This window comes from Enterococcus sp. DIV2385, assembly GCF_051711925.1.
In the GTDB taxonomy this organism is placed as follows: Bacteria; Bacillota; Bacilli; order Lactobacillales; family Enterococcaceae; genus Enterococcus; species Enterococcus faecalis.
Map to the genome: position 1 here is coordinate 1,347,436 of NZ_JBIONV010000001.1, position 17,156 is coordinate 1,364,591.

At 38.4% G+C, this 17,156-nt stretch carries 17 protein-coding genes; 16 read left to right on the top strand and 1 reads right to left on the bottom strand.

Translation table 11 applies throughout. The annotated features are described in order from the left end of the window. From IGM04_RS06640 to queG, 14 genes are all read left to right on the top strand, one after another. Positions 1-1,095 carry a prephenate dehydrogenase gene (locus tag IGM04_RS06640; protein WP_086317882.1) on the top strand — a complete coding sequence of 365 codons (1,095 nt, stop codon included), beginning with the start codon at positions 1-3 and terminating at the stop codon, positions 1,093-1,095. 6 nt (positions 1,096-1,101) lie between these two features. Beyond that, positions 1,102-2,388 carry a 3-phosphoshikimate 1-carboxyvinyltransferase gene (aroA, locus tag IGM04_RS06645; protein ID WP_002378283.1) on the top strand — a complete coding sequence of 429 codons (1,287 nt, stop codon included), beginning with the start codon at positions 1,102-1,104 and terminating at the stop codon, positions 2,386-2,388. Between the two features lie 19 nt (positions 2,389-2,407). Beyond that, entirely contained in the window at positions 2,408-2,914 is a 507-nt protein-coding gene (locus IGM04_RS06650; RefSeq protein WP_002360319.1) for a shikimate kinase, read from the top strand. A 7-nt stretch (positions 2,915-2,921) separates the two neighbouring features. Next, the gene (gene pheA, locus IGM04_RS06655; RefSeq protein ID WP_002361812.1) at positions 2,922-3,770 is read left to right on the top strand and encodes a prephenate dehydratase; all 849 of its coding nucleotides are present in this window, start codon (positions 2,922-2,924) and stop codon (positions 3,768-3,770) included. Positions 3,771-3,912: 142 nt separating this feature from the next. Beyond that, on the top strand, positions 3,913-5,085 hold the full coding sequence (locus IGM04_RS06660) for an LCP family protein (protein ID WP_086317883.1): 1,173 nt from the start codon (positions 3,913-3,915) through the stop codon (positions 5,083-5,085). A 75-nt stretch (positions 5,086-5,160) separates the two neighbouring features. Then, positions 5,161-6,009 (top strand): DegV family protein, encoded by an 849-nt coding sequence (locus tag IGM04_RS06665; RefSeq protein ID WP_002382324.1) that lies wholly within the window; start codon positions 5,161-5,163, stop codon positions 6,007-6,009. Between the two features lie 193 nt (positions 6,010-6,202). Continuing rightward, positions 6,203-6,397: a hypothetical protein gene (locus tag IGM04_RS06670; protein ID WP_002357574.1), complete on the top strand. Its 195-nt coding sequence runs from the start codon at positions 6,203-6,205 to the stop codon at positions 6,395-6,397. Positions 6,398-6,408: 11 nt separating this feature from the next. Further along, entirely contained in the window at positions 6,409-6,885 is a 477-nt protein-coding gene (locus IGM04_RS06675; protein WP_002369392.1) for a hypothetical protein, read from the top strand. 77 nt (positions 6,886-6,962) lie between these two features. Next, on the top strand, positions 6,963-7,295 hold the full coding sequence (locus IGM04_RS06680; protein ID WP_002357572.1) for an ACP phosphodiesterase: 333 nt from the start codon (positions 6,963-6,965) through the stop codon (positions 7,293-7,295). A gap of 35 nt (positions 7,296-7,330) precedes the next feature. Further along, entirely contained in the window at positions 7,331-9,385 is a 2,055-nt protein-coding gene (locus IGM04_RS06685) for a cation:proton antiporter (protein ID WP_002360309.1), read from the top strand. Positions 9,386-9,495: 110 nt separating this feature from the next. Further along, complete coding sequence (locus IGM04_RS06690) at positions 9,496-11,385, top strand: ABC-F family ATP-binding cassette domain-containing protein (RefSeq protein WP_179189119.1); 1,890 nt, start codon at positions 9,496-9,498, stop codon at positions 11,383-11,385. Positions 11,386-11,402: 17 nt separating this feature from the next. Then, positions 11,403-12,350, top strand: a complete 948-nt coding sequence (locus IGM04_RS06695; RefSeq protein WP_002384508.1) for a thymidylate synthase — start codon at positions 11,403-11,405, stop codon at positions 12,348-12,350. Between the two features lie 17 nt (positions 12,351-12,367). Next, positions 12,368-12,862: a trimethoprim-sensitive dihydrofolate reductase gene (dfr, locus tag IGM04_RS06700; RefSeq protein ID WP_002357568.1), complete on the top strand. Its 495-nt coding sequence runs from the start codon at positions 12,368-12,370 to the stop codon at positions 12,860-12,862. A 23-nt stretch (positions 12,863-12,885) separates the two neighbouring features. Further along, positions 12,886-14,055: a tRNA epoxyqueuosine(34) reductase QueG gene (gene queG / locus IGM04_RS06705; protein WP_002366694.1), complete on the top strand. Its 1,170-nt coding sequence runs from the start codon at positions 12,886-12,888 to the stop codon at positions 14,053-14,055. Positions 14,056-14,068: 13 nt separating this feature from the next. On the opposite strand, the gene lexA is transcribed toward queG, so the two are convergent. Further along, a complete protein-coding gene (gene lexA, locus IGM04_RS06710) occupies positions 14,069-14,689 on the bottom strand; it encodes a transcriptional repressor LexA (protein ID WP_179189120.1) in 621 nt (206 codons plus the stop codon). 150 nt (positions 14,690-14,839) lie between these two features. Between lexA and IGM04_RS06715 the strand changes: the two genes are divergently transcribed. Together IGM04_RS06715 and tkt are read left to right on the top strand one after the other, a co-directional pair. Beyond that, the gene (locus tag IGM04_RS06715; protein WP_002384502.1) at positions 14,840-15,082 is read left to right on the top strand and encodes a DUF896 family protein; all 243 of its coding nucleotides are present in this window, start codon (positions 14,840-14,842) and stop codon (positions 15,080-15,082) included. Positions 15,083-15,153: 71 nt separating this feature from the next. Further along, the gene (tkt, locus tag IGM04_RS06720; protein WP_002360299.1) at positions 15,154-17,148 is read left to right on the top strand and encodes a transketolase; all 1,995 of its coding nucleotides are present in this window, start codon (positions 15,154-15,156) and stop codon (positions 17,146-17,148) included. Positions 17,149-17,156 lie beyond the last annotated feature (8 nt).

Consider the following 17,156-nt stretch of genomic DNA (forward strand, 5'->3'; position numbering starts at 1 on the left):
ATGAAGAAACGTATTTTAATCGTAGGATTAGGGCTAATTGGGAGTTCACTGGCTTTGTGTATCAAAAAAGGGCATCCAAACAGTGAGATTATCGGTTTTGATAATCAAGCGGAGTCAACTGAATTTGCTAAGAAAACGGGTCTAATTGATGAGATAGCTGAATCTTTAACAAGTGGGGCAAGACGAGCAGAGATTATTTTTCTTTGTTCCCCAGTTAAAGCAACTTTAGTACAACTAGAAGAATTAAACCAATTATCACCAGAAACTGCTCTGATCACAGATGTGGGTAGTACCAAGGTGGAAATTAATCAGTTAGCAACAAAGCTTAAAATGAAAAATTTTATTGGTGGTCATCCAATGGCTGGTTCACATAAATCCGGCGTAACAGCCGCTGATGAACGTTTGTTTGAAAATGCCTACTATATTTTTACCGATGACCATGGCGAAAAAAACAAACAGATTCAGGAGTTACAAACGTTACTAAAAGGAACGCATGCGAAGTTTATTACGATGTCTGCACAGGAACATGATGAAATTACTGGTGCTCTAAGTCACTTGCCACATATTGTTGCCGCAGCTTTAGTGAACGAAAGTCAGCAACTGAATACCACTTACCCTAGAGCACAGCAGCTAGCGGCTGGAGGATTTAGAGATATTACTCGAATTGCTTCCTCTGATGCAACGATGTGGACGGATATTTTATTAAGCAATCGCTTAGTATTATTGGACTTACTAGAAAATTGGCAAAAAGAGATGACTACTGTTTGCCAATGGTTAACAGAAAAAAATGCCCCAGCTATTCGTAATTTTTTTGATAAGGCCAAAGAAACACGTGCTCAGTTGCCCATTCATAAAGAAGGCGCAATCCCAGCTTTCTATGATCTGTTTGTTGATGTACCAGATCAACCAGGAATCATTGCTGAAATTACGCAAATTTTAGGCGAAGCGGACCTTTCTCTTACAAATATTAAAATTTTAGAAACGAGAGAAGAAATCTATGGGATTCTTCAATTGTCTTTTAAAAATCAACCAGACTGCCAAGCTGCAAAACAAATTTTATCTAAAAAAACGAACTATACGTGTTATGAAAAATAAGAGGTGATGAGGGTGCAACTACGTACAAATGTGAAACATTTACAAGGGACTCTGATGGTTCCTAGCGACAAATCGATTTCCCATAGAAGTATTATGTTTGGAGCGATTTCTTCTGGAAAAACGACGATTACAAACTTTCTAAGAGGCGAAGATTGTTTAAGTACCTTAGCGGCGTTTCGTTCTTTGGGTGTGAACATTGAAGATGACGGGACGACAATCACCGTTGAGGGGCAAGGATTTGCAGGTTTAAAAAAGGCGAGGAATACAATTGATGTTGGAAATTCAGGGACAACAATTCGTCTGATGCTGGGCATTTTAGCTGGCTGTCCCTTTGAAACGCGCCTAGCTGGTGATGCGTCTATTGCCAAACGACCGATGAATCGTGTGATGCTTCCTTTAAACCAAATGGGAGCGGAATGTCAAGGGGTTCAGCAAACGGAGTTTCCGCCAATTTCTATTCGCGGGACTCAAAATTTGCAACCGATTGACTACACAATGCCTGTTGCGAGTGCTCAAGTGAAATCGGCTATTTTATTCGCCGCTTTGCAAGCCGAGGGCACTTCTGTAGTGGTTGAGAAAGAAAAGACACGTGATCATACAGAAGAGATGATTCGACAATTTGGTGGGACACTTGAAGTAGACGGTAAAAAAATTATGTTAACTGGACCGCAACAATTAACAGGTCAAAATGTGGTAGTTCCTGGTGATATCTCTTCTGCAGCTTTCTTTTTAGTTGCGGGTTTAGTAGTCCCAGATAGCGAGATACTTCTGAAAAATGTTGGCTTAAATCAAACGCGGACAGGTATTTTAGATGTGATTAAAAACATGGGTGGTTCCGTCACTATTTTAAATGAAGATGAGGCCAATCATTCTGGCGATTTACTTGTAAAAACGAGTCAATTAACAGCTACAGAGATTGGTGGCGCTATTATCCCACGTTTAATTGATGAGTTACCGATTATTGCTTTGTTAGCTACTCAGGCTACTGGCACGACAATCATTCGAGATGCAGAAGAATTGAAAGTCAAAGAAACCAATCGGATTGATGCAGTAGCGAAAGAATTAACAATTTTAGGCGCCGACATCACGCCTACTGATGATGGCTTAATTATACATGGACCAACTTCTTTACATGGTGGAAGAGTTACCAGTTATGGGGATCATCGTATCGGGATGATGTTACAAATTGCTGCATTACTTGTAAAAGAAGGCACTGTTGAATTAGATAAGGCTGAAGCAGTTTCAGTTTCTTATCCAGCATTTTTTGACGACTTAGAACGTTTAAGTTGTTAACGAAGGAGGATAACGAACCATGGAAAGCATTGTTTTAATTGGTTTCATGGGTGCGGGTAAAACAACTATCGGCCAAAGTTTGGCCAATAAACTAAAGATGCCTCATCTTGATTTAGATACAGCGTTAATTGAAAAAATAGGACGCTCAATTCCTGACTATTTCGAAAAATATGGTGAAGCAGCTTTCCGAGAACAGGAAACCCAACTTTTAAAGGAGCTGTCAAAAAATACAGCCGTCCTTTCAACTGGTGGCGGGATTGTTGTCGGACCAGAAAATCGTAGCTTATTAAAATCTTTTCAGCAAGTGATTTATTTACATGCGACACCAGAAGAGCTGTTAAAAAGAATCGCAGAAGATACTGAAAACCAACGCCCCTTAGCTATAGAACGTTCTTCAAAAGAAATCATTACTTTATTTGAGTCTCGTAAAAATTTTTATGAAGAATGTGCGAAGATGACAATTGATACGACCAATCGCTCACCAGAAGAAATTATCAATGAAATTCTGCAACAATTAAAGGAGTAGAGAAACGATGAAAGTTGGTTATTTAGGCCCGATTGGTTCCTTTACGTACAGTGCAACGTTGGCTGCTTTTCCTGATGCTACATTGATACCGTACGCATCGATTCCAGCTTGCTTGAAAGCAATTGAACAGCAAGAAGTGGCATGGAGCATTATCCCAATAGAAAACACGATTGAAGGAACCGTTAATGCATCGATAGATTATTTGTATCATCAAGCGCAGTTACCTGTCCAAGCAGAGTTGGTTTTACCAATTCAACAACAATTAATGGTGGCAAAAGAGAATCAATCGATCTGGCAACAAAGTCAGAAAATTTTATCACACCCGCAAGCATTAGCTCAATCGCAGATGTTTCTAGCGAAAAACTTTCCAGAAGCGATTTTAGAAGCAACGCCTTCAACAGCTTACGCCGCCAAATACATTGCAGAACATCCAGAATTACCTTTTGCAGCTATTGCACCAAAACTTTCTGCGGAAATGTATGATTTGACCATTGTTGAAAAAAATATACAAGATTTATCGGTAAATCAAACCCGATTTTGGGTTCTTGGTTCTGAAAATTTAGCGATTTCTTTCCCGCTATCTGAGAAAAAAATAACGCTGGCGATTACGATGCCAAGTAATGTTCCTGGCTCTTTACACAAAGCATTAAGCGTGTTTAGTTGGCGAGGGATTAATCTTAGTAAAATAGAATCGCGGCCTTTGAAAACAAAGCTAGGAGAGTACTTCTTTTTAATGGACTTAGTGAAAGATCAACCAGAAAAATTAATTGAAGCAGCCTTAACAGAACTGGAACTCATTGGCGCAGAAATAAAAATTTTAGGGGATTACCCGATCTATGTTTTGTCCACACTTTAAAGAGTTAAAATGAAAATGAAGCTTACTTATTAGATAAAGTGAGTTTCATTTTTTATTAAATTACATATTTGTAATAGGAATTTCCTGCGAAATGAGGTATCCTAAGAAAGGTGATAAAACACAGAGGTAAAGGAGTGACACGATGAGTCGTGTAGATCGTTATAAACATATTCATGAAAAATCGAGACCAGCAGAGCATAAAAAGACCTTTAATCCCCGAAAATCAATGGGTGAACATAGAGAAGAAGAACCAGAAGAACTAGCTGAAAGCCTTCAAGAGCCAGTTTACGAAGACAGCTATACTGAGGACAGTCGCAGAAGTGAGAGGCGACATCAAACAGATTCAGGTGGTGGCAACGGTTCTGACCAACCACCCCGCGGAAAAAAAGACAAGAAACCAAAAAAGAAAAGTAAAAAATCAAAAACAAAACGCTTTTTCAAATGGCTAGTGATCCTATTGATTCTGTTATTTGCCTATAGTACAGTCATGTTTTTAAAAGGAAAATCTGCAGCAGAACATGATGACTCGTTGCCTCAAGAAAAAGTAGAAACATTTAATGGCGTCAAAAGTAGCAACGGGGCTAAGAATATTTTAATTCTTGGTAGCGATACTCGTGGAGAAGATGCTGGACGAGCCGACACAATAATGGTTCTCCAACTAAATGGACCATCAAAAAAACCGAAATTAATTTCATTTATGCGTGATACATTCGTGGACATTCCTGGTGTCGGGCCGAATAAAATTAATGCCGCATACGCTTATGGCGGTGCTGAATTGGTTCGTGAAACGTTAAAACAAAACTTTAATTTAGATACGAAATATTATGCTAAGGTAGATTTCCAATCATTTGAAAAAATTGTTGACTCTATGTTTCCAAAAGGTGTCAAAATCGATGCAGAAAAATCACTGAATTTAGATGGCGTTGATATTGAAAAAGGGCAACAGGTCATGGATGGACATGTCTTACTTCAATACGCTCGCTTTAGGATGGATGAAGAAGGCGACTTTGGTCGGGTTCGTCGCCAACAACAAGTTATGTCAGCTGTAATGAGCCAAATGAAAAACCCAATGACTTTATTAAGAACCCCAGAATCACTTGGGAAATTAGTCGGCTATATGTCGACAGATGTGCCTGTTAGTTTCATGTTAACGAACGGACCATCATTGTTGATTAAAGGAAAAGCAGGGGTTGAGTCATTATCGGTTCCGGTACCAGATTCTTGGAATTTTGGTGAATCCTCTTATGCAGGCAGTATTTTAGAAGTAGATGAACAAAAAAATGCTGACGCCATCGAAAAATTCCTGAACGAATAAGGAAAGCATTTTAAAATATCCTTTTTTATGCTATATTAGAAACAACGTGGAAAATTAGTGAAACGAGGTTACAAAATGAAAATTGCTATTGTGACAGATAGTACAGCTTATTTACCCGAGCGCATTAAAGATCATCCGAATCTTTTTGTAATTCCCATCCCAGTCATTTTAGATGGAAAAATATACAACGAAGGCATTGACATTGAAGCAGATGAATATTATGCATTGCTAAATAATAGTAAAGAATTTCCGACGACTTCACAACCTGCTTTAGGAGAAGTGTTAGAGCTTTACAAATCAATCGCTGAACAAGGGTACGACACCATCATCAGCATTCATCTTTCTTCAGGAATCTCTGGTTTTGTTCATACATTGCACGGACTTACTGATGAAATCCCAGGCGTTGCTTTGTATCCATATGACTCAAAAATTACAAGTATGCCAATGGGACACATGGTAGAAGCTGCTTTAGATTTAACAGAAGAAAAAGCCAGCTTAGAAGAAATTTTTGCCAAATTAGATTTAATTCGTGATAATACGTATGCATATCTAATTGTAGAAGATCTGAACAACTTAGTTCGTGGCGGTCGCTTAACGAATGGCGCAGCCTTGATCGCTGGGCTATTGAAGATTAAACCTATCTTGACTTTTGAAGATGGAAAGATTGTATTATTTGAAAAAATCCGTTCAACAAAGAAAGCTTTTGCTCGTGCAGAAAAGATTATTGGTGAACGAAACGCAGGGATTGAAGCGCCAGTTAAACTGTACGTGATTCATGCCAATAACCGCATCGTTGCTGAAAAAGAACAAGCAAAATTACAAAAGCTATACCCAAATGCAGAAATTGAAATCGGTCATTTTGGTCCAGTTATTGGGACCCACCTAGGGGAAAAAGCAATTGGTTTAGCGATTTCAGCTCAATAATAAAAGATGAGACAAAAGTAAACTACTTCTGTCTCATCTTTTATTCTATTATTTTGTCGTTTGCTGCTGTTACTCAGCCGAATACTTTTTGTTTATAAGAAAATGTAAAATTACTCCTTTTTATTAGAAAATATCTTGCAAATTAAGCAATTCCTTACAAAGTAATGTATACTAAGGAAGAGGAGGCGGTTAAATGAAAAGAAATATAGCCTTGTTGCAAAGCGAAAAAATGAAAAAAGTTCAAGCTTTAGCAAACTACTACCAAGAATCAATTGACTTACCGCCTGGAAAAAACCGTGAGGCGGTTATCAAAAAGATTAACGAATCAAAAAAAGAAATTAAAGAAATAAATGATATATTAACAGATATTCAAAAGAAAAAGAAATAAAGGAGTCGTTTGTGATTATCGATGGATTTACGTTATTGCTATTTTTATTTGTCGTCGTTATGTATGGTTACTTTTACTTCGTACGTAAAAGTATTGTAATTCCGGCTGCAAAACATCCTACAACAAAATATTTAGTTGCTTTTTTTAGTTTAATGATTCTGGCCAATGCATTTTCGGCAGGAGATAAAATTGAAATGATTCGAAGTGTGTTATATATTTTGATTATCTTCAGTTTTCTTTACGATGCAAGAGGTTTTGCGGAGGACTGTATTATTACGCATCCTTTTGACAATCGGGGCACGGCCTTTAAAGATATCGAAAAGATTGTCCTTGTTCAAAAGCCGAACGGTATTCGTTTAGGGTATTTAAAAAAAGGCAGAAGAGGGGTGGTTTTACGCTTTTCTGCGCCACTAGAAGAAATGGTTCTTTTTCTTTCAACACGGATGAATGAAGAGGCAGAAATTGATATTATTGTTAATGAAGATTAACCATGTTCAGCTCCTAGAAATCAGCTTTTCCCGCGTTAAGTTTTGTCTGAATTTCTTTTGAAAAAAAGAAAGCAATTTTGCTTGTACTTTTGGTAAAATTTGTTATAATTAGTCAGATTAAATTTTGGAAGGAAGTTGTTTCGGTGAGTGAAGAATTTGAAAAGTGTGTCGCTGACTTGAAAAAGAAATATCAAGCAATCCCTGAAGAAAAACGACAACACTTTGCAGAACGTATGCAAAAGAAAAATTTCTTACGCTACAAAAAAATTGAATTAATTAAAGGAGAACTTCTTCGTTTAGAAGCACGACGCGCTCAATTGGAACTTTGCGAACGCAGTTCTGAGTTAGAAGAAGTCGAAAAGAAAATTATTCTTAAAAAGAAAAAATTACTTAAATGTTTTGATCGGTAAGTCAATAAAAATTTAATATAGAAGGGAATGATAGGATGGAATTTACCTTTCTAATCATTGTTTTTGCACTGTCTATTACCTTCTCAAACATATTCAACCGGATTGTTCCCGTCATTCCGCTGCCAATTGTGCAAATTATTGTAGGCGTTCTAATTGGTTTAACTAAAATGGGGCAGGAAATTGAATTTGAGCCTGAAGTGTTTTTAGTAATGATTATTGCACCGCTTTTATTTAGAGAAGGGGAGCTAATCAATCTGAAAGCAATGATGAAAAATTTCGGGATGATTCTTTTCTTGGCCTTTTTTGGTGTGTTAATTACCTTAGTCGGAGTCGGCTGGACCCTGCATATGATTTTGCCTACTTTACCATTAGCCGCTTGCTTCGCTTTTGGAGCGGCTCTAGGGCCAACGGATGCGGTGGCGGTAGGTTCGTTATCAGGTCGAATTGACATTCCTGAACGTTCGATGAACATTTTATCTGGTGAAGGACTCATTAATGATGCATCAGGCGTTACAGCCTTTCAATTTGCATTAGCGGCTTTATTAACGGGGTCATTTTCGCCGGTGGAAGCGGCAGGGACCTTGGTTATTTCCAGTATTGGTGGAGCGGTAGTCGGAATCGTGTTAGTTCTATTAAAACAGCAAATTGTTCATTTACTTGAAACTGCAGTGGCAAAAGATGTTACAGGCTACTTGTTGATTGAATTACTCTTGCCATTTATTGCTTATTTAATTTCAGAGTTGATTGGCGTTTCTGGAATTATTGCCGCTGTGATTGCTGGAATTATGCAAGCGTCTAGTTTGAAAAAAGTTTCGCTTTTTGAAGCAGAGCTGTCAAATGTTGGCGAAAGTATTTGGAGTATGATTGAGTTCACTTTAAATGCCTTAGTTTTCTTATTCTTAGGAATTGAACTTTCTCAAGTGTTTTCGCCAATTTGGATTGACCAACAATATTCAAACTGGTTCCTACTAATGGTTGTTCTAATTATTAGCGCCGTTGTCTTTTTGATTCGTTTCTTAGCCATTTTCAGTGTTTACACGCTTCAACATGGCCTTAAGAAAGTTAAAAACGCAATGAATGAAATGCTGATTTTAACTTTTGGCGGTGTTAAAGGAACAGTGAGTTTAGCCACCATCTTTATTTTGCCAACGGCGATTAACGGCGAGCATTTTAAAGAACGACCGTTATTACTATTCATTACGGCTTGTGTTATTTTGGTGACTCTGATTGGCGGGATTCTAGTTTTACCATTTTTAACTGATTCAGAGACGGAAGTGGAAAATGAAGAGTCAGTCGAAATTGATTTATTACGTGATGTCATTGATGTCTTAAAACAGCAAAATGAAGAGAATCCTCGTGGTGAAATGAATGCGGTCATTGAAAATTATCAAGATCGTTTAAAAGAATTGTATACCGAGCAGCTAAGTGCAGAACGAAAACAAGAAGTGCAAGAGTTGCGGACGTTAATTGTGTCCATTGAACGAGACGGCTTAGAAGAAAGTCTGAAACAAGGAGAAATTAGTGTCAGAAGTTATCGTATGTATCAACGCTTGATTACACGGATGCAACGGTCGATTGCCAAACAATTATTATCGATTGTAGGCTTTTGGTTATTATTTGCTCGACAAATCATTTCGATTCTTTTACATCCTAAGCTATTTTTCAATCGTGGTGAAGCTTCTGAAGAAGAAAAAGAATTACGAAATGAAGAACTAGAAAATATTCGCCAAGTTTTTCTAAGAAATTCTCAAGTTATTCTGAAGAGTTTAGATAATTTGCGCGGTGTCTATGATGATGATTTAATTGATTTCTTCATTGACGGACGCTTGGATTTAGCCCATAAGTTTGAAAAAGGCGAATTTATTGATTCGTATATTGTTCATACGGAGACAGACTATGTCAAAGACCTATTATTAGGCTTCCAAGAAGAACGACGGATGATTGATCATTACGAACAATCTGAACGCATTTCAATTATCGAAGCGAACGAGTTACGAAAAAATGTCAATTTATTAGAGAGTTATTCGATTAGCGGCGAAGTGAATAACGTTCCGCTGAAACGATTTGTTAAAAATTTTAATAAAGAATAAGTAATAGTGTATGAGATGAAACCAAGACGATTTTTATCTCATGCACTTTTTTTATAATCCAATTTTTGATACAATAAGCAAGACCAAAATAGAAGGAGTTGGTAGTGTCGGTGAAAGAATTAAAAGTAACAGATTTAACCAAAACATATGGGGAAAAAACACTATTTGATCATCTTTCTTTTTTGATTCATGAAAAAGATCGCATTGGTTTAATTGGGATTAACGGCACAGGGAAAACCAGTTTATTAAATATTATTGCTGGCGTAGATAGCGGTGATGGTGATCTTGCTGCGATTCAGCAGCCAAGTGATTATCAAATTGGGTACCTTTCCCAGAATCAAACATTTAACGAGAATATTACGATTGCAGAAGCCGTGTTTCAGGGAGACAGCCCGATCATAAAAGCAGTCAAAAATTATGAATTAGCGTTAGCTGCTTTAAGTGAGAATGGTTTAGACGAAGGGGTTCAAAGACGTTACACGCAAGCAGAAGAAGCCATGAATAAACAAGATGCTTGGACAGCAGATACCAATGCAAAAATTATTTTACAAAAATTAGGCATTCCCACATTGGAAAAGAAAATAGGTGAGCTTTCTGGTGGGCAGTTAAAACGAGTAAGCTTGGCGCAAGTCTTAATTGAAGCGCCTGATTTACTGTTATTGGATGAACCAACGAACCATCTGGATTATGAAACGATTGAATGGCTGGAAAACTTTTTAAATAACTATCGTGGCGCGGTTTTAATGGTGACCCATGACCGCTACTTTTTAGATCGAGTAACCAATCGGATTTTCGAACTTTCTTTTGGAAAACTGTATGAATACAAAGGAAACTATGAAACGTATGTGATGGAAAAAGCCGAACGTGAACGTGTCGCTGTAGAACAAGAAGAAAAAAGAAAACGCCTCTTCAAACAAGAACTTGCGTGGATGCGAGCAGGCGTTCAAGCACGAGGAACGAAACAACAAGCAAGAATTGATCGGTTTCAGGATTTAAAAGAAAACTTGCATCAGGTACAAACCAATGGCACCTTAGAAGCAGACTTTGCCACGCAGCGTTTAGGGAAAAAAGTTCTGGAAATCAAGGAAGGAAATTATGCCATTGATCATAAACAGCTTTTGAAAGACTTTAATTTACTCATTCAAGCAAACGATCGAATTGGCATTACTGGTAAAAACGGTGCAGGCAAATCCACATTATTAAATATTTTAGCTGGCCGCATTCCTTTAGAGAGTGGTCTATATAGTATCGGTGAAACCGTCCGAATTGGCTATTATACCCAGCAAAACGAAGAAATGGATCCTAATCAACGGATGATTGCTTATTTGCAAGAAGCAGCAGAAGAAGTGAAACGCAGTGATGGAAGCAGCGTTGGGGTCGCTGAAATGTTAGAGCGCTTTTTATTTCCTCGTTTTATGCATGGCACACTGATTGGCAAACTGTCTGGTGGAGAAAAACGCCGGTTATATCTCTTAAAATTATTAATTAGTCAGCCTAACGTGTTATTATTGGATGAACCAACCAACGATTTGGACATTGATACGTTGACCATTTTAGAAGATTATATCCAAACGTTTAAAGGAGCGGTAATTGCGGTTTCTCATGACCGTTATTTCTTGGATAAAACAATGGATAAATTGTTAGTTTTTCAAGGAAATGGTCAGATCCTATCATTTTATGGCACGATGAGTGAATATTTGGCGAACCAAAAAGAACAAGAAAAGGTCAAAGAAAAACCGCTCAATAAACCAGTAAAAGAAGCATCGACAGAAAAGAAAGAAAAAACAAAGCTGACTTATATGGAACAAAAAGAGTGGGCAACAATTGAAGAAGACATCACACAATTAGAAACGAAATTAGAAACATTAACTGAAGAAATGAATCATCAGGGTGATGATTTTGTTCGTTTACAAGAACTACAAGAAGCGGTAACAGCAACGGAACAATTGTTAGAAGAAAAAATGAATCGTTGGGAATACTTGAGTGAATACGCGGATTAAGAGACGGAGGGAATAAGATGGAAGAAGCATACTTAGCGCTAGGAAAAAAGATTTTAGAAGAAGGTCATTTTAAAGAAGACCGTACAGGAACTGGGACGTATAGTTTATTTGGCTATCAAATGCGTTTTGATTTGGCCAAAGGATTTCCCTTACTAACAACCAAACGAGTACCGTTTGGCTTGATTAAAAGTGAGTTATTGTGGTTTTTAAAAGGCGACACGAATATTCGCTATTTGTTAGAGCGAAATAATCATATTTGGGATGAATGGGCGTTCGAACGTTACGTAAAAAGCGCAGATTATCAAGGACCAGACATGACGGATTTTGGGCATCGTGTCTTACAAGATCCAGCGTTTGCAGAACAATACAAAGAAGAACATCAAAAGTTCTGTGACACCATTTTAAATGATGCAGAGTTTGCAGAAAAATATGGTGAATTAGGGAATATTTATGGTGCACAATGGCGTCACTGGGAAACCAAAGATGGTAGCTTTATCGATCAATTAGCTAATGTGATTGAAATGATTAAAACCAATCCTGATTCTCGCCGTTTAATTGTTTCCGCTTGGAATCCAGAAGATGTGCCTTCAATGGCGTTGCCGCCTTGTCACACTATGTTTCAATTTTATGTAAATGAAGGAAAATTAAGCTGTCAACTTTATCAGCGCAGTGCCGATGTTTTTTTAGGTGTTCCTTTTAACATTGCAAGCTATGCTTTATTGACACATCTGATTGCACATGAAACAGGTTTAGAAGTGGGGGAGTTTGTACACACGCTAGGAGATGCCCACTTATATCAAAATCATGTGGAGCAAATGCAAGAACAATTATCACGAGAAGTTCGTTCTTTCCCAACGCTCGTTTTGAATCCAGACAAGGCTTCTGTTTTTGATTTTGATATGGAAGATATTAAAGTAGAAGGCTATGACCCACATCCAACGATTAAAGCGCCGATTGCCGTATAAAAAAGGAGAGAGAAGCTATGTTAGCAGCCATTTGGGCCCAAGATGAACAAGGAGTGATTGGTAAAGAAGGCAAATTGCCTTGGCATTTACCCAACGACTTGAAATTTTTCAAGGAAAAAACAATTCATAATACATTGGTCTTAGGACGTGCAACTTTCGAAGGCATGGGATGTCGTCCGTTACCAAATCGAACAACGATTGTTCTTACCAGTAATCCGGATTACCAAGCTGAAGGCGTTTTGGTTATGCATTCCGTAGAGGAGATTCTTGCGTATGCTGACAACTATGAAGGCGTGACCGTTATTGGTGGAGGTTCTGTCGTTTTTAAAGAACTGATTCCCGCATGCGATGTCTTATATCGGACGATGATTCATGAAACATTTGAAGGCGACACCTTCTTTCCAGAAATCGACTGGTCTGTTTGGGAAAAAGTTGCCACTGTTCCCGGCGTCGTGGACGAGAAAAATCTCTATGCACATGACTATGAAACGTATCATCGAAACGATAAATAATAAAATGAAGGGAGGCATGAGCAATGCCGACATTGAAAGAAAAAATTATTCAAGAGAGTCAACGTTTAGGCATCGATAAAATCGGCTTTACTCATGCTGAACCATTTATTGAATTAGAAGATTCTCTGCATGAACAACGAGAGCGAGGATATAACTCGGGATTTGAACATCAAAATGTGGAAGAACGAATTTACCCAGAAAAAACGTTTGAGCATCCTAAAAGTATTATCTCCATTGCTTTAGCTTATCCCACCAAAGCTCAGGAAAAAATGCCTAGAGATGAAAAGCGTGGACAATTTGCGCGAGCCTCTTGGGGAATTGATTATCATCACATTTTGCAGGATCGGTTGCAAAAATTAATTGCTTTTATTGAAGAGCAAGCTGCCACTGAAGCAGAAAAAGAACACTGGCGCTTTCGGCCACAAGTAGATACTGGCGAATATGTTGACACCGCTGTTGCTCAGCGGGCGGGTTTAGGATTCATTGGTAAAAATGGTCTACTGATTACCGAAGAATTTGGTTCCTTTGTATATTTAGGTGAGGTGACCACCAACATTCAATTTGAACCAGATGAACCTGTTCCAAATGGTTGCGGTGATTGTACTCGTTGTATCACAGGGTGTCCTACAGGGGCTTTGTTAGGGGACGGTCGAATGAATGCTCAAAAATGTTTGTCTTATCAAACGCAAACAAAAGGCATGATGCCTGAAGAGTATCGAAAAAAAATGCGTAACGTCATTTATGGTTGCGACATTTGTCAGCTGGTTTGCCCTTATAATAAAGGAAAAGATTTTCATTTTCATGAAGAGATGGAACCAAAGATTGAAGAAGTTTATCCCAAATTAGCACCGTTATTAACTATTTCCAATAAAGAGTTTAAACAGCAATTCGGACACTTAGCAGGCTCTTGGCGTGGTAAAAAACCATTGCAACGGAATGCTTTAATTGCGTTAGCGAATTTGGGCGGCCGTGAAGCTATCCCACAAATTATTCTCTGTTTAAATGATCAGCGTCCTGTCATTCGCGGAACAGCTGCTTGGTCGTTAGGTCAGCTCGCAAAAAGAGAACCCGAGCAAAGTTTAGAAGCTTTAAATTATCTACTTTCTGTAGAAACTGAAGAAGAGGTTATCGAGGAAGCCCAAAAGGCTATTCACTTGTTAACAAGCAAAAAAGGAAGCCGCTCAACGGAGTGACTTCCTTTTTTTATTAAATATGATTGCGATATAAACCAACAACTTTACCTAAAATTGTAACGTTATCTAAAAGAATAGGCGCTAATGCATCATTTTCAGGCTGCAAGCGGATATGATCTACTTCTCGGAAGAATCGTTTACAGGTTGCTTCATCTTCATCGGTCATTGCGATTACGATGTCGCCATTATTGGCATTCGATTGCTTACGAACAATCACTTGGTCGCCATCTAGAATACCTGCGTTAATCATACTTTCTCCTCGAATCGTCAACATAAATAAAGCATTTTCTTCTGTACGTAAATCAGGAGGTAACGGGAAGAAATCTGATGCTTCTTCCACCGCTAAAATTGGTTCACCAGCAGTTACGACACCTAACATCGGAATAGTTGTCGGTTTAATTCCGATCTTTTCCAATCCTTCTGGTGTTAATTCGATTGCTCGCGGTTTTGTTGGGTCACGTAAGATTAGACCCTTTTTTTCAAGACGAGCTAAATGTCCGTGAACGGTAGAAGTTGAGGATAAATCAACAGCCTTCCCAATTTCGCGAACGGTTGGCGGATAGCCCTTTAATTCGACTTGTTCGTATATATATTTAAGTACTTCTAATTGTCTTGTTTCTGTACGTTTCGCCAAAACCCGCACCTTCTTTCAATTGATAAAATTAGTGTACCATAAAATGCGAACGAAATCAAACAAGCGTTCGTGTTTTATAAATATCAGAATATAGTTGTTTTTTTAAGGCAGTTCTTATAATATAGACAGTGAGAGTAAGGAGGGATTTTGATGTTATCGAAAGAAAAAATTGCCCGTATAAATGAATTAGCGAATAAAGCAAAAGTGGAAGAACTTAGTGCGAAAGAAAAAGTCGAACAACAAGAATTACGTAAAGAGTATTTAGAAGCATTTCGTGGAGGGATGCGTCACCATATCGAAGGAATGAAGGTCGTGGATCAAGAAGGGACCGATGTGACTCCTGAAAAACTAAAACAAATTCAACGTGAAAAAGGACTTCACAACAGAAAGTAATTGCTTTCATTGTCGAAATAAGCTACACTATGAATAAAGGTAAAAAAAACCTAAATTAGGAGATGATTTTTTTGTTTGACAAGACAGATCAATTGGGCGTTAATACAATCCGGACATTAAGTATTGAAGCCGTACAAAAAGCGAACTCAGGACATCCTGGTTTACCAATGGGTGCTGCCCCAATGGCGTATGCACTTTGGACAAAACATTTAAAGGTGAACCCAACAACTTCTAGAAACTGGGTTGATCGTGATCGTTTTGTACTTTCAGCAGGCCACGGCTCTGCAATGTTGTACAGCTTATTACATCTATCAGGATACAACGTAACAATTGACGATTTGAAAAATTTCCGTCAATGGGATAGTAAAACACCAGGGCATCCAGAAGTGCACCACACAGATGGTGTTGAAGCAACAACAGGACCTCTAGGACAAGGGATTGCTATGGCTGTTGGTATGGCAATGGCTGAAGCGCATTTAGCTGCAACTTATAATCGTGATAGTTTCCCTATTATGGATCATTACACGTACGCAATTTGTGGTGACGGCGATTTAATGGAAGGTGTTTCTCAAGAAGCAAGTTCAATGGCTGGTCATATGAAATTAGGTAAATTAATTGTCTTGTACGATTCAAATGACATCTCATTAGATGGACCAACTTCTAAAGCCTTTACTGAAAATGTTGGGGCTCGTTATGAAGCATACGGATGGCAACATATTTTAGTTAAAGACGGCAATGATTTAGATGAAATAGAGGCTGCGATTGAAGCGGCTAAAGCTGAAACAGATAAACCAACACTGATTGAAGTTAAAACAGTCATTGGTTACGGAGCACCAAAAGAAGGAACATCTTCCGTTCACGGCGCGCCAATTGGTGAAGAGGGCATTACAGCGGCTAAAGCTGTTTATGGTTGGGAATACCCTGACTTTACTGTGCCAGAGGAAGTCGCTGCTCGTTTTAAAGAAACGATGATTGACGAAGGCCAAAAAGCTGAAGAGGCTTGGAATGAGATGTTTAAGAACTATGAACATGCGCATCCAGAATTAGCCAAACAATTTAAAGAAGCTTTTGCCAACCAATTACCTGAAGGTTGGGAACAAGAATTACCTAAATATGAACTAGGAACAAGTGCCGCAAGTCGTGTAACAAGTAAAGAAACGATTCAAGCTATTTCAAAAGTTGTTCCAAGTTTCTGGGGCGGTTCAGCTGATTTATCTGCCTCAAATAATACAATGGTTGCTGCAGAAAAAGATTTCGAACCTGGTCAATACGAAGGCCGTAATATTTGGTTTGGTGTTCGCGAATTTGCAATGGCTGCAGCAATGAACGGGATTCAATTACACGGTGGTAGCCATGTTTATGGCGGGACATTCTTCGTCTTTACTGACTACTTACGTCCAGCAATCCGTTTAGCCGCTTTACAAAAAGTTCCTGTAACTTACGTCTTAACGCATGACTCTGTTGCGGTGGGTGAAGATGGGCCAACACACGAACCAATTGAGCAATTAGCAAGTGTTCGTTGCATACCAAATGTTCATGTGATTCGTCCAGCAGACGGCAATGAAACTGTTGCTGCTTGGAAAATTGCTATGACTTCTACGGAAACACCAACTATTTTAGTTCTAAGTCGTCAAAACTTACCTGTTTTAGAAGGAACGTTAGAACACGCTTCTGATTCTGTTCAAAAAGGTGCTTATGTATTGTCACCACAAAAAGGTGAACAACCAGCAGGGATTTTAATTGCGACTGGTTCTGAAGTAAATCTAGCAGTGGAAGCACAAGCTAAATTAGCGGAAGAAGGCATCGATGTATCTGTCGTGTCAATGCCAAGTTTTGATTTGTTTGAAAAACAATCTGCTGAATATAAAGAAAGTGTGTTACCTAAAGCTGTGACAAAACGTGTGGCAATTGAAGCTGCAGCAAGCTTTGGTTGGGAACGCTATGTAGGAACGGAAGGCAAAACAATTACAATTGATCACTTCGGCGCTTCTGCACCTGGCGGTCTAGTTCTTGAAAAATTCGGCTTTACTCCTGAAAATGTGGTTAATACCTATAAATCACTATAAATAAAGAT